Origin of the sequence: Microbacterium sp. BR1 (assembly GCF_002812725.1) — a bacterium.
Classification (GTDB): domain Bacteria; phylum Actinomycetota; class Actinomycetes; order Actinomycetales; family Microbacteriaceae; genus Microbacterium.
The window spans coordinates 322,283-342,881 of record NZ_NMUN01000002.1 but is presented as its reverse complement, the minus strand read 5'-3'; the positions used below and the strand labels follow the sequence as shown (position 1 = coordinate 342,881).

18 protein-coding genes are annotated in these 20,599 nt (G+C 63.5%); 9 read left to right on the top strand and 9 right to left on the bottom strand.

Annotation, left to right across the window (positions count from 1 at the left end):
* Nucleotides 1-1,040: 1,040 nt before the first annotated feature.
* Nucleotides 1,041-1,400 (top strand): Cd(II)/Pb(II)-sensing metalloregulatory transcriptional regulator CmtR, encoded by a 360-nt coding sequence (gene cmtR, locus CGU35_RS02325; RefSeq protein WP_100809995.1) that lies wholly within the window; start codon nucleotides 1,041-1,043, stop codon nucleotides 1,398-1,400.
* Nucleotides 1,397-2,050, top strand: coding sequence for a cation diffusion facilitator family transporter (locus CGU35_RS02320; RefSeq protein ID WP_036300494.1), 654 nt, complete (start codon nucleotides 1,397-1,399; stop codon nucleotides 2,048-2,050). Before cmtR ends, CGU35_RS02320 begins: the two co-directional genes overlap by 4 nt.
* Before the next feature lie 609 nt (nucleotides 2,051-2,659).
* On the opposite strand, the gene CGU35_RS02310 is transcribed toward CGU35_RS02320, so the two are convergent.
* Both CGU35_RS02310 and CGU35_RS02305 read right to left on the bottom strand, forming a co-directional pair.
* Nucleotides 2,660-3,811 carry a tyrosine-type recombinase/integrase gene (locus tag CGU35_RS02310; RefSeq protein ID WP_100809994.1) on the bottom strand — a complete coding sequence of 384 codons (1,152 nt, stop codon included), beginning with the start codon at nucleotides 3,809-3,811 and terminating at the stop codon, nucleotides 2,660-2,662.
* Nucleotides 3,798-4,460, bottom strand: a complete 663-nt coding sequence (locus CGU35_RS02305; protein ID WP_146048099.1) for a hypothetical protein — start codon at nucleotides 4,458-4,460, stop codon at nucleotides 3,798-3,800. Before CGU35_RS02305 ends, CGU35_RS02310 begins: the two co-directional genes overlap by 14 nt.
* Before the next feature lie 74 nt (nucleotides 4,461-4,534).
* Between CGU35_RS02305 and CGU35_RS02300 the strand changes: the two genes are divergently transcribed.
* Nucleotides 4,535-4,771, top strand: a complete 237-nt coding sequence (locus CGU35_RS02300) for a helix-turn-helix domain-containing protein (protein WP_146048098.1) — start codon at nucleotides 4,535-4,537, stop codon at nucleotides 4,769-4,771.
* A gap of 70 nt (nucleotides 4,772-4,841) precedes the next feature.
* Here CGU35_RS02300 and CGU35_RS02295 read toward each other — a convergent pair whose 3' ends face one another.
* The 4 genes from CGU35_RS02295 to CGU35_RS02280 form a co-directional block, all read right to left on the bottom strand.
* On the bottom strand, nucleotides 4,842-5,105 hold the full coding sequence (locus CGU35_RS02295; protein WP_100809991.1) for a ribbon-helix-helix protein, CopG family: 264 nt from the start codon (nucleotides 5,103-5,105) through the stop codon (nucleotides 4,842-4,844).
* A 90-nt stretch (nucleotides 5,106-5,195) separates the two neighbouring features.
* Nucleotides 5,196-6,029 (bottom strand): GSU2403 family nucleotidyltransferase fold protein, encoded by an 834-nt coding sequence (locus CGU35_RS02290; RefSeq protein WP_100809990.1) that lies wholly within the window; start codon nucleotides 6,027-6,029, stop codon nucleotides 5,196-5,198.
* Nucleotides 6,029-7,006 carry a hypothetical protein gene (locus CGU35_RS02285; RefSeq protein ID WP_100809989.1) on the bottom strand — a complete coding sequence of 326 codons (978 nt, stop codon included), beginning with the start codon at nucleotides 7,004-7,006 and terminating at the stop codon, nucleotides 6,029-6,031. The genes CGU35_RS02290 and CGU35_RS02285 overlap by 1 nt, the downstream gene beginning before the upstream one ends.
* 127 nt (nucleotides 7,007-7,133) lie before the next feature.
* Entirely contained in the window at nucleotides 7,134-9,890 is a 2,757-nt protein-coding gene (locus CGU35_RS02280; protein WP_181003498.1) for an AAA family ATPase, read from the bottom strand.
* A gap of 312 nt (nucleotides 9,891-10,202) precedes the next feature.
* On the opposite strand from CGU35_RS02280, the gene CGU35_RS02275 reads away from it, so the two are divergent.
* Nucleotides 10,203-10,652 carry a hypothetical protein gene (locus CGU35_RS02275; RefSeq protein WP_100809987.1) on the top strand — a complete coding sequence of 150 codons (450 nt, stop codon included), beginning with the start codon at nucleotides 10,203-10,205 and terminating at the stop codon, nucleotides 10,650-10,652.
* A gap of 45 nt (nucleotides 10,653-10,697) precedes the next feature.
* On the opposite strand, the gene CGU35_RS02270 is transcribed toward CGU35_RS02275, so the two are convergent.
* Nucleotides 10,698-12,365, bottom strand: coding sequence for an ATP-dependent nuclease (locus CGU35_RS02270; protein WP_100809986.1), 1,668 nt, complete (start codon nucleotides 12,363-12,365; stop codon nucleotides 10,698-10,700).
* The gene (locus CGU35_RS02265; RefSeq protein WP_100809985.1) at nucleotides 12,322-12,675 is read right to left on the bottom strand and encodes a hypothetical protein; all 354 of its coding nucleotides are present in this window, start codon (nucleotides 12,673-12,675) and stop codon (nucleotides 12,322-12,324) included. The genes CGU35_RS02270 and CGU35_RS02265 overlap by 44 nt, the downstream gene beginning before the upstream one ends.
* A 407-nt stretch (nucleotides 12,676-13,082) precedes the next feature.
* On the opposite strand from CGU35_RS02265, the gene CGU35_RS02260 reads away from it, so the two are divergent.
* The 5 genes from CGU35_RS02260 to istB all read left to right on the top strand — a co-directional run bounded on the left by CGU35_RS02260 (nucleotide 13,083) and on the right by istB (nucleotide 19,823).
* Nucleotides 13,083-14,552 carry an IS1182 family transposase gene (locus CGU35_RS02260; protein WP_036294992.1) on the top strand — a complete coding sequence of 490 codons (1,470 nt, stop codon included), beginning with the start codon at nucleotides 13,083-13,085 and terminating at the stop codon, nucleotides 14,550-14,552.
* 331 nt (nucleotides 14,553-14,883) lie between these two features.
* The gene (locus CGU35_RS02250; protein WP_000179844.1) at nucleotides 14,884-16,563 is read left to right on the top strand and encodes a Mu transposase C-terminal domain-containing protein; all 1,680 of its coding nucleotides are present in this window, start codon (nucleotides 14,884-14,886) and stop codon (nucleotides 16,561-16,563) included.
* Between the two features lie 2 nt (nucleotides 16,564-16,565).
* On the top strand, nucleotides 16,566-17,426 hold the full coding sequence (locus tag CGU35_RS02245) for a TniB family NTP-binding protein (RefSeq protein WP_000344784.1): 861 nt from the start codon (nucleotides 16,566-16,568) through the stop codon (nucleotides 17,424-17,426).
* A gap of 101 nt (nucleotides 17,427-17,527) precedes the next feature.
* A complete protein-coding gene (gene istA, locus CGU35_RS02240; RefSeq protein ID WP_001324342.1) occupies nucleotides 17,528-19,051 on the top strand; it encodes an IS21-like element IS1326 family transposase in 1,524 nt (507 codons plus the stop codon).
* Complete coding sequence (istB, locus tag CGU35_RS02235) at nucleotides 19,038-19,823, top strand: IS21-like element IS1326 family helper ATPase IstB (RefSeq protein WP_000983249.1); 786 nt, start codon at nucleotides 19,038-19,040, stop codon at nucleotides 19,821-19,823. Before istA ends, istB begins: the two co-directional genes overlap by 14 nt.
* A gap of 175 nt (nucleotides 19,824-19,998) precedes the next feature.
* Here the strand turns inward: istB and CGU35_RS02230 are convergent, their stop codons facing one another.
* Nucleotides 19,999-20,499 (bottom strand): GNAT family N-acetyltransferase, encoded by a 501-nt coding sequence (locus CGU35_RS02230; protein ID WP_000376623.1) that lies wholly within the window; start codon nucleotides 20,497-20,499, stop codon nucleotides 19,999-20,001.
* Between the last annotated feature and the right edge of the window lie 100 nt (nucleotides 20,500-20,599).

Sequence of the window (20,599 nt, the reverse complement as noted above, 5' to 3'; positions counted from 1 at the left end):
TTCTGTGCGCCATTCCCGTCGCTGCCCGAGGCATCCGTGTCCGGAATGTGTCATCCGCGGAAACGATCCGTCACGATCGGTCATGGCACTCGACGGCACCGACGGATGTCGTTACGGTCGAGTCATCGCGGCGATCCGGGTGGTCCCGGGCTCCGGTTCATACCGGTCGTGTTGCGGGTTCGACTCCCGCCGTCGCGTCTAGTTTGAAGGGCCCGAGATCCCCGCAATTACGCGGATCTCGGGCCCTCGCATTCTCGTCGAAACGCGTTTTGCCCACATTTTGCCCACATTTTGTGAGCAGGAAACACACGATCAAGGTGTCGCCGCCCTGTCTCCCGGGAGGATGCCGGTCGCGGATTGTGGATGCCGTGGGTAACTGGTAACGGGAGTTATGACAATCGCTCGACGCCGATTCAATACGCTGCATGGGAATCGAAGGCATCGCACGGCGTCGCAGCTTGGATGCCGGGCGCACCCGGCGTGGGGACCCCCGGAGCAGATGCGCACCTCGGAGGCAGAGCATTGAGCGCCGTCAGCGACAGCATGGGCCAGCCCTTCGGTGGAGATGGTGAATTCCACCAACAGATGTCCAGATCAGCCCCGGTGTGCGGTGGTAGATGTCCCAGGCTCATCACTCGAATTCCCGTGAGACATGTCCCAGTGGTGATTGCTTCGATCATCGCTCTGATGCGGGTCACCACTGAAGAATCCTTTGAGGGAGCTCGGTGCTGTGCCCGGCCCGCGACGAGAATGGACGCATGTATCGCGGGCGGGAGCTGCCTCAGCTGCGGTTGTCACCGGCCTGTCTCCGCCGGCGATGGGTACCGCAAACGACGAATTTCAGTTTCGGGGCCTGGGGGTTTCGGCACACGGTTTCGGCACGGCGTGCCGACATCGCGGCGCTGCACCTGGTCGTCGTGCCGCAATCGATCAGTTTTGAACGTTTGCGGAAACCCACAAAGGCGGGCCAGTAGCTCTCTCAATGACCACAGACGATTGGCCACCTCTCAATAAGTCAGCATCCGATGTATAGTCATCGCATGCTGACTATTACCTCGCGACTTGACGTCATGAACCGGCTCGGCCGGGCCATGGCTGATCCGACCCGCTCTCGCATCCTGATGAGGTTGCTCGACGAGCCGAGCTATCCGGCTGTCCTTTCCCGCGATCTTGGCCTGTCACGGTCAAACGTGTCGAACCACCTCACATGCCTTCGGGACTGTGGGATTGTCGTCGCCGAGCCCGAGGGTCGACAGACCCGCTACGAAATCGCCGACCCTCACCTTGCAGCAGCGTTGAAGACGCTCGTAGACGTGACGTTGGCAGTCGATGAGAGCGCACCTTGCATCGACTCCTCCTGCACCGTGCCGGGTTGCTGCGGAACGGGGGCGAGCGCATGAGCGCGGTTCTGAGCGGCGAACGTCGCGCGAAGCTGCACCGCCGAGTGCGCTTCATCGTGGGCTTCACGATCTCCTACAACGTCATCGAGGCGATCGTCGCGATTTGGGCCGGCACGCTGGCGTCGTCCGCAGCACTGATCGGCTTCGGGCTCGACTCCATCGTGGAAGTGCTGTCAGCCGCAGCAATCGCCTGGCAGTTCACGAGGAAAGACCCCGAGCGTTGGGAGAAGGTCACCGTTCGCGCAATCGGCCTCGCGTTCTTTGCCCTCGCCGCCTACGTGACCGTCGACGCGGTAACGAGTCTGATCACCCAGGAGGGACCGGAACACAGCCTGCTCGGCCTGGGTATCACCGCATTGAGCTTGGTCATCATGCCGCTTCTGGCGTGGTTTGAAGTGCGCACCGGTCGCGAACTGGACTCTAAGAGCGTCATGGCCGACGCAAAGCAGCTCATCCTGTGCGTCTACCTCTCGGGGGCCGTGTTCATCGGCCTCATTCTCAACACCCTGTTCGGATGGTGGTGGGCCGACTCCGTGGCTGCTCTCGTGGTTGCCGTTCTCGCAATCCGTGAAGGCATCGAGGCATGGCGCGGCGACGTAGAGTCGCCGTTCGAAGTGCTCGAAGACCTTTCTGACGACGACGACCGCTAAACCATGACCACCTAACTCGGACCCGGCTGGCCCGAAACTGTGTACCGAAACCGCCTGTCCCGAAAGCCGGTTTCGATACGGCCCCCGTTTGCGGACCGCTCGCGGCCAACAGCGGATCATAGTCCCGGAAACGATCGTTTTCGGGTCAGAGCGGTAGCTGTGCCTCACGCACGAACTTGCGCTGCCAGGGGGTTTCGACGGCGTTGCGCCGATAGGCGGCGCGCACCCATGCGACGGCGTCATCGGCCGGTACCCCGTCGTACCGTGCGAGGATGGCGAGAGCGGTTCCCGTTCGCCCTGTCCCGCCACCGCAAGCAATCTCCACCCTCTCGGTGGCCGACCGGTCCTAAGCCTCACGTAGTGCGGATAGCGCGCTCGACGGCTCTCGAGGCAGACGGAAGTCCGGCCACGCAATCCACTGCGATTGCCAACTCGCCTGGTGCATGCGGGCCCTGAGATACACCCCGAAATCCGGCGCGTCAGCCAACGTCGATCGGGCCGCTTCTCAGCCCGCGCCCGCGCACCAATCGACCGCTTGGCAGTGACACCACACCGCCTAGCCCAGCTGCCCACGGTTTCATCGACGAGCACTTTCCGTCAGTCAATTGACTAAGTCGCGGCGACGGCACGCGTCCGCGCAGCATTAAGCGACGCCGACACCGTGTCCAGGTCGTCGTCGAACAGGTCGGCGTAGACATCTAGCGTCATGGCCGCGGACGCGTGGCCGAGCATCCGCTGCACCGCCTTCACATTCGCGCCCGAACTGATCGCGAGCGATGCGGCCGTGTGACGCAGGTCGTGCACCGTCATCCGCTCAAGGCCGGCCATGTCCATCGCGGTCGTGAACCACGAACGTGACTTCCCCGAGGCCCGCGGGCGCGGCAGATAGTCGAGGCCGTCGCCGAACAGGATCGCATCGCGCGACTTCCCCTCGCACAACTGCGCGATCGGCAGTTCGAGAAACTCGGGGTACGGCACCGACCGCAGTTCGTGGGTCTTCGGCGTCCCTACGTGGATCTGCGCGCCCACACGCACGGCGTTCTCGTTCACCGCGAGCCGCCGGCGCAAGGCATCAACATCGCGGACGCGCAGCGCGGTTAACTCGCCCCAACGAAGCCCTGTGTACGCCGCGAGGTACACGACGGTCGAGTGATCTCCGGATGCGACGGCGAGGCGCTCGATCTCCTGGTGGCTGAGGTATCGGTGCGCCTTTCTGCCCTTCCGAGGCAGGTTATCGACACCGCGCGCAGGGTTGTGCGGGATGCGGCGATCCTTGACCGCGATGTCGAGGACGGATGCGAGCACCCCGTGTGCGCGAATCACGACCGTTGCGCTCTTGGGTCTCGCGCCTTGCGCACGAGTGCGCGGATGGTCTCGCCGGTTCGTCTTCGCGGTGCCCGCGGACAGCTGCGAGACCCACGTTCGCACGTCGCTGTGCGCAATTGCCGAGACCTGAGTGGTTCCCCACCGCGGCATGACGTAGACGCGCCATGCGTCTTCGAGCGCCTTGTAGCTCGACGGCTTCAGTCGCGAACGCTTTGCCTCGAGCCATCCGACTCCGAGTTCGGCGATCGTGGTGCGCGCCCGAGCTGGTTCGATGTACTCCCCCGTTGCCTTCGAGACTTCGACGGTGGCGAGGAAGAGGTCGGCGTCGCGCTTGGTGCGGAAGCCGCGCTTGTCGGTCTGGCGGTGATCTGGCGTTCGGTAGCGGACGCGATACCGCTTGCCCGCGCCTGTCTCGTAGGCCTCAATCGTTCCCATGGCGACCGATCAGTGAGTCGAGAAATGCCTGGTGCTCCTCGTCGGAGATGTCGGGCTCAATACCCATCTTCTCCATCAGGCCCATTGCGATGAGTCGCGCTCCGGGCTGATCGACGACCGTCGTCATGTAGCCCCCAGACCGGGCCCGCGCGATCCAGTTCGTCGCTGTCCGCTGCTTCAGCCCCATCGTTTCGGCTACGGCGAGCGCCGGATTTTCGTTCGAGATCTCTGCGATGCGATAGACCAGCGCCGTTAGGTGAAGGGTCTCCGGATGCGTGGGCTCGAACGGCGCGAAGTCGTCGAGCATTCCTTGGCGCTGTTTGTCGCGGAGCATGATGATGCCGATAGTCCACAGCGGCAGCGAGTAGGCGATGGCGCGTCGCGCGATGGTGTGGACGCGAACTGTGCGGAGCAGCGCCCCACCGATCTCGAGCGGCAGCTGGCCCCGATCGAGTGCGAACTCGGCGATCTCGTACCTGCCCGCATCCGAGGAGTATTCGAGTCGCAGGCGAACACGGGCCCGCTCGTCGTCTTCGAGCCCGACGATGTCATCTCTTCCGACGAGCATGTCGGCTTCGATGATCGGCTTCAACGACAGGCCTGGCGGCACGAGAATGCTGCGGCCCGAGAGTCTGATCGTCTTGCTCACATCGACATGATGCCACACGGTGCGCGCTATTGACATAGCTACGCAAGTGGTTCTAGCTTGTGCGTATTGATGACATGGTTACGCAGAGGGGACAGGAAGTGGATGCCGCGGATGAATGGCTCGATCTCGATGACGCCGCCCAGATGATGCACATGACGCGCGCGGCTCTCGCGCAGCTGCGATACCGCGGTGGCGGCCCGACCTTCTACCGCATTTCTGCGAAGACGATCCTGTATAAGCGCTCCGGCGTCCTCGACTGGATGGAGAGTCGGGCGTGCACACGCACCGACGACGTACTCACGGGTCGCTGAGTTAGGGCAGAACGCGGCCTGAACGGCATCGTCCACGGGAACCCCTGCTTGAGGCCGGTCTCGCGAACCCTCACGCCGCGTACATCGCGAGGGCCTCGCGGATGAGATCCGAGCGAGACTTGTGCTCACGAGCAGCAGCTGCGTCGAGGGCGGCAAGCTCCTCGGCCGTCAGACGCAGGGCAACTACCTGCGACGGCTCCGCGCCCCGCCCCGGCCGCCCCCGACCGCGCTTCCTCAAGGCCGGGAGGTCATAGCCGACCTCGGCGTCGGCCGCCCACTCGGCGATCAGCGCTTCGGTGACCGGCGCGCCGTTGATCGTCTCGTCCGCAGCCATGTCATTAATGTAATACGAAACTCCAGCGAGCCACGGCGCCGATGACGATCGGCTGTCATTGACCACTCAACGCGCTTCGCGGGCCCGAAATCATCCGTCAGCGTCGCGGTAGGCGTCGAGCATCCGACGCAAGAGTTGCCGCACGGCCGCGCTGACCTGGGCGGGCGCCTCGATGCCTGTCCTGTCGGCTACAGCGAGGTCGATGAGAGGTGAACGACCAGTCAGCTGATCGTCCAGCCAGTCGACCGCCGCCGACACGACGGGCTGCACGACCGGATTCGTCGCCTCCAGATCACGCAAAGATGCGCCGATCGATTCCGCGGGGACGTTTCGAAGCAATCGCAGCAGGTCACCGGCATCCTTCGATGTCACACGATCCTCGCGAGCACCCTCGACTCGTTCCTGAATCTTGATCGCTTTGGCGATCACGAGAGCGGCCGGCCCAGCCACGCGAACCGCTATTGCCCGGGAGTCCTGAGGCTCCAGCGCCGTGAGCGTGACGGGGGCGCTGTCGAAGAGTGCGAGCTCAAGCCCGCGGGTGCGACGGGCGGTCAGGGAACCGTGCCCCTCGAGCGGCGCGGTGCGGCGCGAACTCGGCGGCATCGCGCCGAGCGGCACCATCAGGTCTACGACGATGCCGTCGACGGACACCCAACTTCCGGGATTGCCCGTCGCGTTCGGAGCGAAGCCAGCGTCGGCAAGCGACCGCGCAATGTCGGGATGCGTGGCGAGTAGCTCGGGATCGAGCGCCAAATCGGCGTCGGTTGTGTAGATCGGTCGAGGGTCACCAAGCGGGGCATGGACGTAGACCGCTTGTGCACCGACGAGCACGATTGCGTCGAGGTGCGGGCCCAATGCTTCGAGCGCGTCCAGCAGGACTCGTCGCGCGGCGACGTACTCGGGACTGACGTTCTCTGCGGGCATCAGCCGGCCATTCCCGGGGAGTGGATTGCCGCAAGCTCTTCACCGACTGAAGCCAGGCGCCCGCCCGCTCCCAACAGGTCGCCGACGATTCGCCATGGGACCGCTAGCCGCGGCTCGGTACCCTGCGTCCCTTCCTTAAATGGAGCCAGAAAATCAGTCCGAGCGACAAGAATGTTGCCGCCTCGGTCCGGAGCCAGGTCCATCGCACGCTCGACGCTCGGGATGTCGTCGGTATAGAGCCAGATACCCGAAGCGGGCAGCGGCGCGACCAGCTCGCGAGACTCGAACTCGATCGCGGCACCACGAACACCCGTCAGCGCGTACGTAAGTCCAGATCGCTGCAGTCGGTCAAGCGCCACTTCTTCGCCCAGGAGCGAGAAGTATCGGGTCGGCTTGAACGTGTTGGCGAATCCGTAGTCGCGGGCCCAACGTTGTGCAAGAGCCAGTCGATCAGCAACGACGATGGGACCCCCGGTGGTGTTCTTAAACAGGCCCTCTTCGCGAAGCAGATCGACCACGCGACTAGCAGTACCCAGACCGGTGCCGGTCTCACGGGAGAGCTCCCGCACCGATGCCGTTCGCCCGGCGCTTAGAAGTTGAACGATGACTTGCGACACCGCTTTGGCCTTCAGTGATCGAAGTCGCTGCGGCCCGTCGTCGCGAGGTTCCGGGTCCCGCGATGCGCCGACCCGATCGATCCAGACAGCCGGGTCGTCGCTCGAGATGCGCATATTTCCGGTCGCATCCCAGTACGACCACCCGGCTCGGATGAGTTCGTCACGCACCGCGGGCGAAAGGAAGGGCGCGACGATCACCGGCACGCTCCCGGGTCGAACGCTCGGCAGCGCTCCGACCTCGGAACGGGTTCGTGGCGGGGTCAGCTTTACGTCGGCGTCCAGCACGAGCGGAACTGATCCGAACTGCGCGCGCACTTCCGCGTCGACCCCACTGCTGCCGGTTTGGCGCTCGACGATCACCGAACGCGCTCCAACCGATTCCAGCGCGGAGCTGAACCCATCTACGAGCGAGTCCGTTCCAGAAAAGTATACGTTCCGCATAAAGTGGAACATAGCAATATATGGAACATCAGTCAACGCGGCGCCATCACCGACTCAGACCCGCGCCGTGCGGCGCCTCTCGCAACCACGACGGGGCCTCACCGACAGGCGACCGAGTTGCGTCCCTCGCCGCACGCGACAAATCCAGCCGTGCGGCATGTCGCGAGTCCTCAAGGGTCGACTCTGGGCTGCCGCGGCGCATCGCTTCGGCGAGTTCGCCCAGCGCCGCATCCTGAGAGCCCGCGACAACTACGGCCTGATTCCAGGCTCGCCCGCGGGTCAGCCCGACGTAGAGTCCCGCCGCATCGACGCCCGGGCCCACGACAGACGCATCCGAGGTGTCGCCTTGAATCCCGTGCACCGTCGACGCGTAAGCGAGCTGCACCTGGTCGGATGCGTACTCGGCCGAGACGTGTCGGCGCTCGGTGGTGTCGGCAAGATTCCGGAGTTCGATGCGCTCCGGCCGGATCGCGGTGATTACCCAGGTCGCCCGATTCTGCACTCCGGTGCTCCGGTCATTCCGCCGAGTCTGCACGACATCGCCGACGAGCAGCTGCTGACCGTCACGACCGTGAGCGACGGCATCCGCGCGGAGTGCGCCGGTCTCGACGCGACGCCGCTGGATTGCTTCGCTGATTGCGGCGGCATCGTCGTTGGTGGCCGTCACGAGCGCGACGCGCTTGCCGCGGTCAGCCCAGTCGAACCAGGCGTCCACCATAAGATCGTGCGCCGCATCCGTGCTTGCGACCCGCGCGACGTGCCCTCCGTCACCGAGGGCCGCGGCGACTTCGGCCGCATCTTCTGCCGTCGTGACCTCGCGCAACCTCAGCGTGAGATCCCCATAGGCGCGGTCGGTGAAGCGATGAATTTCACTCAGCTCGACGACGTTGTCGGCTACTTGGGTCATCGCGGCCATCGCGCCCGCGTGGCCAACGGGCGCAGCCTGGCGCGGGTCGCCGATCATGGCAATGCCGGCGCCGGTCTCCCCCGCGACGATCGCGAGCGCGTCCGCGGTGTGGAGGTCCACCATCCCGGCCTCGTCCACCACGATGCGATCGCCTCGGCTGAGTCGGAAGTCACGCGGGCCGCGGTACGTGCGGCCGGTCGCCGCATCCGTCCGACCGATCTGCAGGCGGGTCCACACAGCCGCTCCCGCTTCGTCGATTCCCCAGCGCCAACCGTGGTCGGCGAGCAACGCGTGCAGGCTGGATGCCGTGGCCCCGATCTCGCGCTCGGCCACGGCAGCCGCCTTCTTGGTCGGCGCGACCACGATCATGCGTCGCCGCTGCAGTCGCAGGGCGTGGAGTGCGACGCGCAACAGCGTCGTCTTGCCCGACCCGGCAGGACCGGTCACCGACACGAGGCGCCCGGTCCCGGCGATGGCGGAGGCCGCAGCGATCTGCGCACCAACGAGCTCCGCGCTCTCCCCCACAAAACGCCGTGCGACGGTACGCATCTGTCGTTCGTCGGGCAGCTGCCCGGGTGTGGCGAGTGCTGCAAACCTATTCGCGACGCGCAGCTTGAGCAGCACCGTCGCTTGGGCCATGAGCGCCTTGATGTGCGCAGGCTTGGCCGGATCGTCGGGCACCAGGTCGATCGTGTGCTCGGTCGCCCGAGACGCGACGTCGTCGACCAGTTCGTCGAGCGTGTCTCTCTCGGCGACGACCCCGGTTCGGGAGATGGCCCGGATGGCGCTGGCACGCAGATCCCATGACGAGAACCGCCCACTGCTCGAGACCGAACGAGCGTCGGCCTCGACGAGCGCCATCCGCGCGAGCAAATCGCGATCGAGGTCGGCGATCGACGTGGGGTCGAGCCGGGCAGGATTCCGCCGCCAAAGAAGGATGGGATCGATATTGGCGAGTTCACTGCGCACCCGTTCTTCCCACTCGGCTTCATCAAGATGTGCAGGTTTTCCCGGGCGTCGCTGCGCCCAAGCCAGCTCGTCGATGTGGTGAAGATCGTCGACGCCAGGTTGCCGCCCAAGGTGCTCCTCGCGCCACTCCGCAATCAGCCGAACACGGTTGGCCTCGATCTGGTTCGAGCGTCGCGAGAGCGGGCGCACGACATGGACAAGCTGCGCGATCTCGCCATTCGCGTCGAGCGTGTAGCCGTGGGCGGCGAGTGCGGCTACCCATCGTGGGTCGCTGCGAGCCGCCAACTCACCCTCCGCGTTGACCACGTTGTGGAGCTTGAGCGCAACCCGTGAGTCGAGGCTCGACCATTTGCCGTCGGTCCCCTGCACCTTCATGTTCAGCCACAGGTGTCGATGGATGTGCGGGTCGAGCGCCCGCGACCGCCGATGCTGCAACTCGACGACTTCGAGCCGAGCGATGTCTTCACGGATGCGTCCGCCCCGGCCACGACGCGCGTTCAACTCGCGCTGCCAGAGCAGGATGGTGCGGTCGCGCATCCGGTCCTGCAGCAACTCGAACTCGTGGGCGAGCTCCGGGTCAAGGAGCGCTGCGACGCTGTAGGACTTCGGGAAGTTGATCGTCCCGTCTAGGAGCAGGTCAGTGTTATCTGATCGGTGCATGAGTCCGCGTGGTTCACCCGTCTTGGGGTCCTCCCCTTGGATCCACCGCCGCAGCGCGGACGCATCCAGCTCGTCGCGAGCCAGCTCCCCCGCTACCGCCACGAATCGTGTGACGGTGGCCTCGTCGGTCGCACCGTAGTGCCGTGCAGATTCAACTCCTGTCGGAGCACGGTGCGCATCACATGTGCCGTCGAACGCGTACGAGATCGCATTGCGGATGCCGCGGGATTCAGCCCCGCGCTTCCAACTCCGCAATCCGCCTCGCATGACAGCAGGATACATGCGTAGTTGTGTCACCACCAGGAATGGTGCCTACGTGCATTGTCGTTTCGTCACTCTTGTCGCTCTTGCGTCGCGGCTCGTATCGTCGGCGATCGCGTTCCGTCGATCGTCCCAAGGCGTCTCGACGTGTTCGCATGAGCGACCTTCATCGGCCACCTTCGCGGGCGGATCTTACGAGAATCGGTCCACTCCTCAGCCTGCGGCCTCGTCGATTCCCCAGCATGGCCCGGCGTATCGCTCGAGGCAGGACCCGCTCTCGATCACCCACCCGAGGAGCGAAGCGGGAAGAATGGCTTCATGCCCACAGACGACGACATGAAGTTTCAGACTGGCGCGAGCAATTTCGGCGAGGACTGGACGCTCGAGGGCGAAGAGGCTGCGCTCCACATCCTCCTCATCGGGAGTCGTCGTGACCAGGATCTTCAGGCTCTTCTAGCCGAAGCCTTGGGCCGCACGGTCGACGGTGTCGACTGGAAAATCGACAGTATGGCGTCCAACCTCGAGCAGTTCCGGACGCCGAATGAGAAACCACTGGGCTTGAGTTCCCGACAGACGAGACTCCTTCGTGACTACGAGCGCGACTCTGATCGGGTAACCGAACGTTGCAGACTCTCTTACGAGCGCCTTGTCGGCGGCGAGAAGCCCGCGACCTTGTCCGCAGAGCGCCGACTCGCGGAGCAGCAAGCGCGAACTTGCCCAGTCTGCTTCACCGAGTACACCGCCGACGGATCGTGCATGTGCGTGTGACGTCCTCATGTCGCCACTCGCGACCGGGGTGGGGTGGAGGAGTCGTCAGGGGTGGGTCGCGTTGATCTTCTTGGCGAGGGCCTCGAAGTTGTCGAGCGTCGTTGCGGACAACGCGTCCACGCGGGCGGGGTCGCGCAGCAGCATCTCGGCGGGCCGCCAGTGGTCGAACTTGGGCTCTCCCGCGGACTCCAGCCGCTTCAGGATGCGATCGTGGTGCTCCGACAGCCTCTCAGCCGTGACGCTCCTGCCCAGCGCCTCGTTGTAGAGCGCGAGGTAATCGTCCACCGAGAACAGGTCCTCGATATCGGCGTGATTCTGCTGAAGCACCGAGCTGACGAGAATCACCCGATCGCTGTCGATCTTGTTCGCGTTCATCGCTGCTTCGACCTTGCCCGCGCCCTCGACACCCGAGTCGAGCAGGACGGTGACCGAGACCTTCCGGCCGAGGAGTGACACGAAGGTGGGTACGTTCGAGGAACCGCCAGCGGGAAGGATGCGCCAGCGTTCGTCGAGCCCCACCCTTCCGACCTTGCGGAGGGCACGACTGATCAGGTCGAGATAGGCAAGGTCCGACGGGCCCTCGACGAGCAGGTTCCGCTCGCCGATGAAGAGGTTCTGACTAAGGTCGTAGCCCAGCGCGGCCTGCAGCGGGAACGCGCTGTCCTCGCCCACCTCCAACGCGTCGGAGGAGGTGACCGACCCGATGTCCTCGCCGCGATCCTCGACCACACGGACGCGCTCGATCTGGTCGACCATGAACGGCGAGTGTGTCGTGTAGATGACCTGCCCGGCCGGCGCGAGGCGCTCGTTGATGAATCGCAGGAAGTCCCTCTGGGCCTTGGCGTGGAGCGTGAGGCCGGGTTCGTCGAGCAGGATGACGACGTCCTCGCCGCGGCTCTCGAACTCGCTGAATGCCGCGAGGAACGAGAAGAACCACCTATAGCCCGACGACCGGCGGGAGAAGTTGTTGGTGAAGTCGTGCTTGCGGTCCTCGACGCGAAAGTTGAGATAGCGGATGACGCTGCGCTCTCCGCGAGCGTCCGCGACCGTCTCGGGCTCCGTCATGATCTTGATGCGGAGCTCGGGGTTGGTGCTCCAGTACGCCTTCATCTCCCTGGACAGGTCGTTGGAGACCGACTCGAGTTCCGCCGTGCTCGACTCGAAGTTTGAATTTGCCATCGCGTTGACGTCGGTATTCGCGAGCTTCAGGAGAGCACGAGCGGTCTGCCGGGGAGATGCACCAGGCTGCTCGTCCGCATCCTCCCTGAGCGTCGCCACATCAACCCGTCCCTCTAGACTCTGGTAGTCCGAGAAGAGGAAGAACTTGGGCATGCGAGCCAGGATGATCGAGTTTGCGACGGCCCCGAGATCGCCGGTACCGACGACCGCAGAGATGCGTGCGAGCACCTCCTGGGTGGACGTGCCAGGCGCAGAAGTGGGAGCCGACGATCTGACAGTCTCGCCCGCGTCCTCGACCCCCGCTGCTGCATCCGCGGCTTCGGCAGCGGCACGGGCAACGCCATCGGCCTCCTCCTGAGCCACCGCCTGAAGCGCAGCGCGTAGTGCGGCGACGGTGTTGTATTGCTCAGCGAAAGCCTGTGCGTCAGGGTGCCCTTCGAGAACGTTCTGGAGGAACCGTGCCTCGTCGAGCTCGACCTGTGCCCACGTCTCACCGCTGTAGCGGCGACCGACCAGCGCACTGTCGGCAGCCACGACGCCCGTCGCCAAGGGTCGCCGTCAGCGTGTCGAGATCGGCCTTGTCGAGGCGGAAGGTCGCCTGGATCGGCGAGACCTGCAGGAGGTCCTCGCTGCGGCTGTCGCGACTCCGCCTCCAGCGCGGGTAGTCCTCAAGCTCTACGAAGCCGTCGCCGTAGACGGGATTGAGCCGGTAAAGCGCGTCCAGCATCGTGGACTTACCGGACTCGTTCATTCCCACGAGGGTCGTGATGTCCTCCTCGGCGGACACCTCACTCGAGTCCAGCACATTCTTGTACTTGTACACCTGAAACGATGACAGCTGCATCGCGCCCCCCTCACGCCTCGAAGATCAACGCCTCTGACCCTAGCTGGGCGTACGGACACGTCGAGGTTTCAACCGGTGAGGGTCTCAGGTGAACCCATCGCCGAAAGCTGGACTGCTCGGAAGCGAGACGCCGCGCAGCGAGCCGACGACGTCATGCGCGAGTCTCTCGGTGTACCTCTCGCGACCCGCAGCGACGAGCAGCGACCTCGGAATCGTCAAGCCGCCTCGGAGCGGACAGCGTCCCATGCCTGCGTTGTCACCACGAGCTTAGGATCGGAACGGGATAGTGCTTCGAGAAACGTCGACATCCGGGTAGCCGTTCACTTCTAGGTGCGTGGGTCAGATCCTTCCGTTAACGCGCCGGGGTGAATCCGGTGGATAGCGCGGGGTGCTGGGAGAATCGATTCATGACGGTGACTGCCAGCCTGGAGGGTCTGTTCGAGGTCGAGCCGGGTGAGGCGCGGGCGCCGGGATCGGCTGCACCGGCGGGTGCGGGCAAGACGTTCCGTGGGTATGACCAGGGGCAGTGTTTCCTGCTCCCGCCGAGTCTGGATGACTGGCTGGACGAGGATGATGAGGCCCGGTTCATCTCCGAGGTCGTCGAAGAGCTCTTGGATCTGACGCCGGTCTACGCGTCGTACGCGTCCGCCTCGGGTGCGCCTCCGTATGACCCGCGGATGATGTTGAAGCTGCTGCTGTTCGCGTACGCGACGGGCGTGACCTCGTCTCGTGAGTTGGAGCGGCGCTGCAAGCGCGATATCGCCTTCCGGTGGCTGTCGGGCAACCAGGCGCCCGACTACCGGTCGCTGGCCCGGTTTCGTCGGCGTCACCTGGATGCCCTGCCGGGGTTGTTCCTGCAGGTGCTGCGGGTCTGCGCGGAGGCGGGGCTGGTGCGGTTGGGGCGGGTCGCGCTGGATGGCACGAAGCTGGCTGCGAACGCGTCGCGGCATAAGGCGATGAGCTATGACCGGATCGTGCCGAAGATCGATCAGCTCCAAGCCGAGGTCGCTGCGCTGCTCGCCGAGGCGGAGGCGGTCGATGAGGCCGAGGATCAGCAGTTCGGCCAGGACCGGCGCGGGGACGAGGTCGCCCCGGAGCTGGCCCGCCGTGAGGGGCGCCTGGCAAAACTACGTGCCGCGAAGGACGCGATCGAGGCCGACGCCGCCGAGAAGGCGGCAGCCGTGGCGCGGAAGAAGGCCGACGCCGCCGGTCAGCCCCCTGAGCAGGCCGACGCGGCCGTCGCGACTGCGGTGGACACGGCGGCGCCGAAGCCGAAAGCGCAACGCAATTTCACCGATCCTGAGGCGCGGATGATGAAGACGGTCCGCGGCTTCGATTACGCGTTCAACGCGCAGGCCGTTGTCGATGAGGGCCACCAGATCGTGTTGAGCGCCGAGGTCACCCAGCAGGCCACCGATATCCAGCAGTTCGTCCCGATGGCCGAGCAGACCCTACGGAACCTCGACGCGGCAGGAATCGAGCGTTCCCCAGAGGTCGTCCTCGCTGACGCGGGCTACTGCTCGGAAGCCAACCTCGAAGCCGCCGACGATCTGGACGCACAGGTGTTGATCGCGACGGGACGGCAACGTCACGGCGAGAGCTTCCCTACCGCCGGCGCCCCGGACCCGGCCCCAGAGGACGCGAGCCGGCGGGAGCGGATGGCGCACGCGCTGCGCACCGAGCAGGGCCGCACCGACTACGCGCGCCGCAAAGCCATCGTTGAACCCGCGTTCGGGCAGATGAAGACCCGGCAAAACGCCGGACAGCTCCGGCTACGCGGACTCGCCGGCGCCCAAGGCGAATGGCTACTCCACACGATCTGCCACAACCTCCGCAAGCTCCGCGTCGCTACAGCCGCCGGGCTGGCGCCCGCATAGGCCTCCCCAGGGGTCCCTGGGCGTCACAGCACGCACCGACAGTCGCCACGAGCCCCTCGCCGTGCGATCCCGCACGCTCTCACACCGCAACGGCCCGCCCGTTCCCGTTCGCGACCGTCAGCGCGCGATGCCAGAGTCAACGCCGCGCGCCACGCCACCCGATTCTGACCCGCGCACCTAGCCAATTTGATGTCATTTTCAGAAGACGACTGCACCAGTTGATTGGGCGTAATGGCTGTTGTGCAGCCAGCTCCTGACAGTTCAATATCAGAAGTGATCTGCACCAATCTCGACTATGCTCAATACTCGTGTGCACCAAAGCGAGGTGAGCATGGCGACGGACACCCCACGGATTCCAGAACAAGGCGTGGCCACTCTGCCTGATGAGGCTTGGGAGCGTGCGCGCCGTCGTGCGGAGATCATCAGTCCGTTGGCGCAGTCGGAGACGGTCGGGCACGAAGCGGCCGATATGGCGGCTCAGGCGCTGGGCTTGTCTCGGCGCCAGGTATACGTTCTGATCCGGCGTGCCCGGCAAGGCAGCGGCCTCGTGACGGATCTGGTGCCCGGCCAGTCCGGTGGAGGTAAAGGTAAGGGGCGCTTGCCGGAACCGGTCGAGCGCGTCATCCACGAGCTACTGCAAAAGCGGTTCCTGACCAAGCAGAAGCGCAGCCTAGCGGCCTTTCACCGCGAAGTCACTCAGGTGTGCAAGGCTCAAAAACTGCGAGTGCCGGCGCGCAATACCGTGGCCTTACGGATCGCTAGCCTTGACCCGCGCAAGGTCATCCGCCGGCGGGAAGGCCAGGATGCCGCTCGTGACCTACAAGGTGTGGGCGGCGAGCCTCCTGCCGTGACCGCGCCGCTGGAGCAGGTGCAGATAGACCATACGGTCATCGACCTGATCGTGGTCGATGACCGCGACCGGCAACCTATTGGCCGCCCGTACCTGACCCTCGCCATCGACGTGTTCACCCGCTGCGTGCTCGGCATGGTCGTCACGCTGGAAGCGCCGTCTGCCGTTTCGGTTGGCCTGTGCCTCGTGCATGTCGCCTGCGACAAGCGCCCTTGGCTGGAAGGACTGAACGTGGAAATGGATTGGCAGATGAGCGGCAAGCCCTTGCTGCTCTACCTAGACAACGCGGCCGAGTTCAAGAGCGAGGCCCTGCGCCGGGGTTGCGAGCAGCATGGCATCCGGCTGGACTATCGCCCGCTGGGACAGCCGCACTATGGCGGCATCGTGGAACGGATCATCGGCACGGCGATGCAGATGATTCACGACGAACTGCCGGGAACGACCTTCTCCAACCCTGACCAGCGCGGCGACTACGATTCCGAAAACAAGGCCGCCCTGACGCTGCGCGAGCTAGAGCGCTGGCTCACATTGGCGGTCGGCACCTACCACGGTTCGGTGCACAACGGCCTGCTCCAACCGCCGGCCGCGCGCTGGGCCGAGGCCGTGGCGCGTGTCGGCGTACCGGCCGTCGTCACACGCGCTACTTCGTTCCTGGTCGATTTTCTGCCGATCCTCCGGCGCACGCTGACCCGCACCGGCTTTGTCATCGACCACATCCACTACTACGCCGATGCGCTCAAGCCGTGGATTGCGCGGCGTGAACGCTGGCCGTCCTTTCTGATCCGGCGCGATCCGCGCGACATCAGCCGTATCTGGGTCCTGGAACCGGAGGGACAGCATTACCTGGAAATTCCCTACCGTACCTTGTCGCATCCGGCTGTCACCCTCTGGGAACAACGGCAGGCGCTGGCGAAACTGCGGCAGCAAGGGCGCGAACAGGTGGATGAGTCGGCGCTGTTCCGCATGATCGGCCAGATGCGTGAGATTGTGACCAGCGCGCAGAAGGCCACACGCAAGGCGCGGCGTGACGCGGATCGCCGCCAGCACCTCAAGACATCAGCTCGGCCGGACAAGCCCGTTCCGCCGGATACGGATATTGCCGACCCGCAGGCAGACAACTTGCCACCCGCCAAACCGTTCGACCAGATTGAGGAGTGGTAGCCGTGGACGAATATCCCATCATCGACCTGTCCCACCTGCTGCCGGCGGCCCAGGGCTTGGCCCGTCTTCCGGCGGACGAGCGCATCCAGCGCCTTCGCGCCGACCGCTGGATCGGCTATCCGCGCGCAGTCGAGGCGCTGAACCGGCTGGAAGCCCTTTATGCGTGGCCAAACAAGCAACGCATGCCCAACCTGCTGCTGGTTGGCCCGACCAACAATGGCAAGTCGATGATCGTCGAGAAGTTCCGCCGCACCCACCCGGCCAGCTCCGACGCCGACCAGGAGCACATCCCGGTGTTGGTCGTGCAGATGCCGTCCGAGCCGTCCGTGATCCGCTTCTACGTCGCGCTGCTCGCCGCGATGGGCGCGCCGCTGCGCCCACGCCCACGGTTGCCGGAAATGGAGCAACTGGCTCTGGCACTGCTGCGCAAGGTCGGCGTGCGCATGCTGGTGATCGACGAGCTGCACAACGTGCTGGCCGGCAACAGCGTCAACCGCCGGGAATTCCTCAACCTGCTGCGCTTCCTCGGCAACGAACTGCGCATCCCGTTGGTTGGGGTAGGCACGCGCGACGCCTACCTAGCCATCCGCTCCGATGACCAGTTGGAAAATCGCTTCGAGCCGATGATGCTGCCGGTATGGGAGGCCAACGACGATTGCTGCTCACTGCTGGCCAGCTTCGCCGCTTCGCTCCCGCTGCGCCGGCCTTCCCCAATTGCCACGCTGGACATGGCTCGCTACCTGCTCACACGCAGCGAGGGCACCATAGGGGAACTGGCGCACTTGCTGATGGCGGCGGCCATCGTCGCCGTGGAGAGCGGCGAGGAAGCGATCAACCATCGCACACTCAGCATGGCCTGTTGAGTTGCATCTAAAATTGACCCACTTAGGGTAAAGATTTGCGTCGAAATTTGACCCACGTATGACACTGTTTCCCGTCTGGATATGGCGGGAGAAATCAAGGAGTGATAAACGTGGCGATATTGAGCGCAATTCGACGCTGGCATTTTCGCGATGGTGCGTCGATTCGGGAAATAGCCCGACGAAGCGGCCTGTCCAGGAACACCGTTCGCAAGTATTTGCAAAGCAAGGTGGTTGAACCGCAGTACCCAGCGCGAGACAGCGTTGGCAAGTTAAGTCCTTTTGAGCCCAAGTTAAGGCAGTGGCTCTCCACCGAGCACAAAAAGACAAAGAAGCTGCGCAGAAACCTGCGCAGCATGTACCGGGATTTGGTCGCTTTGGGCTTTACCGGGTCTTATGACCGAGTGTGTGCCTTTGCCCGACAGTGGAAAGATTCCGAACAGTTCAAGGCGCAAACCTCGGGCAAGGGTTGTTTCATCCCCTTGCGCTTTGCTTGTGGCGAAGCCTTCCAATTCGATTGGAGTGAGGACTTTGCCCGCATAGCGGGCAAACAGGTCAAACTTCAGATTGCCCAGTTTAAGTTGGCCCACAGCCGGGCCTTTGTGCTTCGGGCTTACTACCAGCAAAAACATGAAATGCTGTTTGATGCCCACTGGCATGCCTTTCAAATCTTCGGTGGCATTCCCAAGCGCGGCATCTACGACAACATGAAGACCGCTGTGGATTCGGTGGGGCGTGGCAAAGAGCGCAGGGTCAATCAGCGGTTCACTGCCATGGTCAGCCACTACCTGTTTGATGCGCAGTTCTGTAATCCAGCATCGGGTTGGGAGAAAGGCCAGATTGAGAAGAACGTGCAGGATTCCCGCCAACGCCTGTGGCAAGGGGCACCAGACTTTCAAAGCCTTGCTGATTTGAATGTGTGGCTTGAGCATCGCTGCAAAGCGCTGTGGTCTGAGCTGCGCCACCCCGAATTGGACCAAACCGTGCAAGAGGCCTTTGCCGATGAACAAGGCGAGTTGATGGCGCTACCCAATGCCTTTGATGCATTCGTGGAGCAAACCAAGCGAGTCACTTCAACCTGCCTTGTTCACCACGAGGGCAATCGCTACAGCGTTCCTGCCAGTTACGCCAACAGGGCCATCAGCCTTCGGATTTATGCAGACAAGCTGGTGATGGCTGCCGAAGGCCAACACATTGCCGAGCATCCAAGATTGTTTGGCAGTGGCCACGCTCGGCGTGGCCACACACAATACGACTGGCACCATTACTTGTCTGTGCTTCAGAAGAAACCTGGGGCGTTGCGCAATGGTGCGCCATTTGCTGAATTGCCACCCGCGTTCAAGAAGCTTCAATCCATCTTGCTGCAACGCCCCGGCGGTGACCGTGACATGGTGGAAATTCTGGCCCTTGTATTGCACCACGATGAAGGTGCGGTACTCAGTGCTGTGGAATTGGCATTGGAGTGTGGCAAGCCATCGAAGGAGCATGTGCTTAATCTGTTGGGACGTTTGACCGAAGAACCTCCACCCAAACCGATTCCAATTCCCAAGGGGTTAAGGCTGACATTGGAACCACAGGCCAACGTGAACCGCTATGACAGTTTAAGGAGAGCCCATGATGCAGCATGAAGGCCATGTGAGAATCCTCAAATCCTTGAAACTCTTTGGCATGGCACACGCCATTGAGGAGTTGGGCAATCAGAATTCACCAGCATTTAATCAAGCCTTGCCCATGCTGGACAGCTTGATTAAAGCTGAAGTGGCAGAGCGTGAAGTACGTTCGGTGAACTATCAATTGCGGGTGGCCAAGTTCCCCGTGTATCGGGACTTGGTGGGCTTTGACTTCAGTCAAAGCCTGGTTAATGAGGCCACGGTCAAACAATTGCACCGGTGCGACTTCATGGAACAAGCCCAGAACGTGGTGCTGATTGGTGGGCCAGGCACAGGCAAGACTCACCTGGCCACAGCCATTGGTACACAAGCAGTGATGCACTTGAACCGACGGGTGCGTTTCTTCTCCACCGTGGATTTGGTCAATGCACTGGAGCAAGAGAAATCATCTGGGCGTCAGGGACAAATCGCAAACCGTCTGTTGTATGCCGATTTGGTGATTCTGGATGAGCTGGGATATTTGCCTTTTAGCCAAACCGGTGGGGCACTGCTGTTTCACCTGCTCTCAAAGCTGTACGAAAAAACCAGCGTGATACTGACCACCAACTTGAGCTTCTCGGAATGGAGCCGAGTGTTTGGCGATGAAAAGATGACAACAGCGTTGTTGGACCGACTAACCCACCACTGCCACATCCTGGAAACCGGCAATGAAAGTTACCGCTTCAAACACAGTTCAACTCAGAATAAGCAGGAGGAAAAACAGACCCGCAAACTGAAAATCGAGACATAATTCTGACAACAAGGGGTGGGTCAAAATTCAATGCAAATCCCGGGTCAAATTTGGGTGCAAATCAACAGATATCGACAACCTCTCGCGCAACCAAGACATCGCGGTCGGACTGCAAGTGATCTTGAAGCCACGGGCCCGTCCCACCCCGACATGGACCTCGATGCCCGAACGGACGTTAGATTTCGAGTTCTAGGCGTTCTGCGATGAAGGTTGGATCCCAGCCGGGATTGAAAGTGTCGACGTGGGTGAATCCGAGCCGCTCGTATAGGCCACGCAGGTTCGGGTGGCAGTCGAGCCGCAGCTTGGCGCACCCCTGCGTTCGCGCGGCATGGCGGCAAGCCTCGATCAGCGCGGAGCTGACACCCCGGCCCGCATGTGTCCGTCGCACCGCGAGCTTGTGCAGATATGCGGCCTCCCCCTTGAGGGCGTCGGGCCAGAACTCGGGATCCTCGGCCGACAAGGTGCAACAGCCGACGATGCCGTCGCTGCAACTCGCGACTAGGAGCTCGGATCTCAGGACGAAGGTCTCCGCGAATGTCCGGTCGATCCGCGCGACGTCCCAGGCGGGCGTTCCCTTGGCGGACATCCACGCCGCAGCGTCGTGCATCAGCCGCACAACCTCGTCGATATCACCCGAGCAGGCGACCCGAACGTTCGGAGGCTCCTCGCTGTCCATTCGCTCCCCTGGCGCGGTATGAACCGCCGCCTCATAGTGCAGTTTGATCCTGACGAGCCCAGCATGTCTGCGCCCACCTTCGCGGAACCTGACCAGGGTC

Bases quoted from the DNA above. Each gene is read 5' to 3' on its own strand.
- istB (WP_000983249.1), top strand. From the start codon at position 19,038: ATGATGCAGCATGAAGGCCATGTGAGAATCCTCAAATCCTTGAAACTC.
- CGU35_RS02275 (WP_100809987.1), top strand. From the start codon at position 10,203: ATGCCCACAGACGACGACATGAAGTTTCAGACTGGCGCGAGCAATTTC.
- CGU35_RS02300 (WP_146048098.1), top strand. From the start codon at position 4,535: ATGGTTACGCAGAGGGGACAGGAAGTGGATGCCGCGGATGAATGGCTC.
- CGU35_RS02295 (WP_100809991.1), bottom strand. From the start codon at position 5,105: ATGGCTGCGGACGAGACGATCAACGGCGCGCCGGTCACCGAAGCGCTG.
- CGU35_RS02250 (WP_000179844.1), top strand. From the start codon at position 14,884: ATGGCGACGGACACCCCACGGATTCCAGAACAAGGCGTGGCCACTCTG.
- CGU35_RS02280 (WP_181003498.1), bottom strand. From the start codon at position 9,890: ATGCGAGGCGGATTGCGGAGTTGGAAGCGCGGGGCTGAATCCCGCGGC.
- CGU35_RS02260 (WP_036294992.1), top strand. From the start codon at position 13,083: ATGACGGTGACTGCCAGCCTGGAGGGTCTGTTCGAGGTCGAGCCGGGT.
- cmtR (WP_100809995.1), top strand. From the start codon at position 1,041: ATGCTGACTATTACCTCGCGACTTGACGTCATGAACCGGCTCGGCCGG.
- CGU35_RS02230 (WP_000376623.1), bottom strand. From the start codon at position 20,499: ATGGACAGCGAGGAGCCTCCGAACGTTCGGGTCGCCTGCTCGGGTGAT.
- CGU35_RS02265 (WP_100809985.1), bottom strand. From the start codon at position 12,675: ATGCAGCTGTCATCGTTTCAGGTGTACAAGTACAAGAATGTGCTGGAC.
- CGU35_RS02310 (WP_100809994.1), bottom strand. From the start codon at position 3,811: ATGGGAACGATTGAGGCCTACGAGACAGGCGCGGGCAAGCGGTATCGC.
- CGU35_RS02290 (WP_100809990.1), bottom strand. From the start codon at position 6,029: ATGCCCGCAGAGAACGTCAGTCCCGAGTACGTCGCCGCGCGACGAGTC.
- CGU35_RS02320 (WP_036300494.1), top strand. From the start codon at position 1,397: ATGAGCGCGGTTCTGAGCGGCGAACGTCGCGCGAAGCTGCACCGCCGA.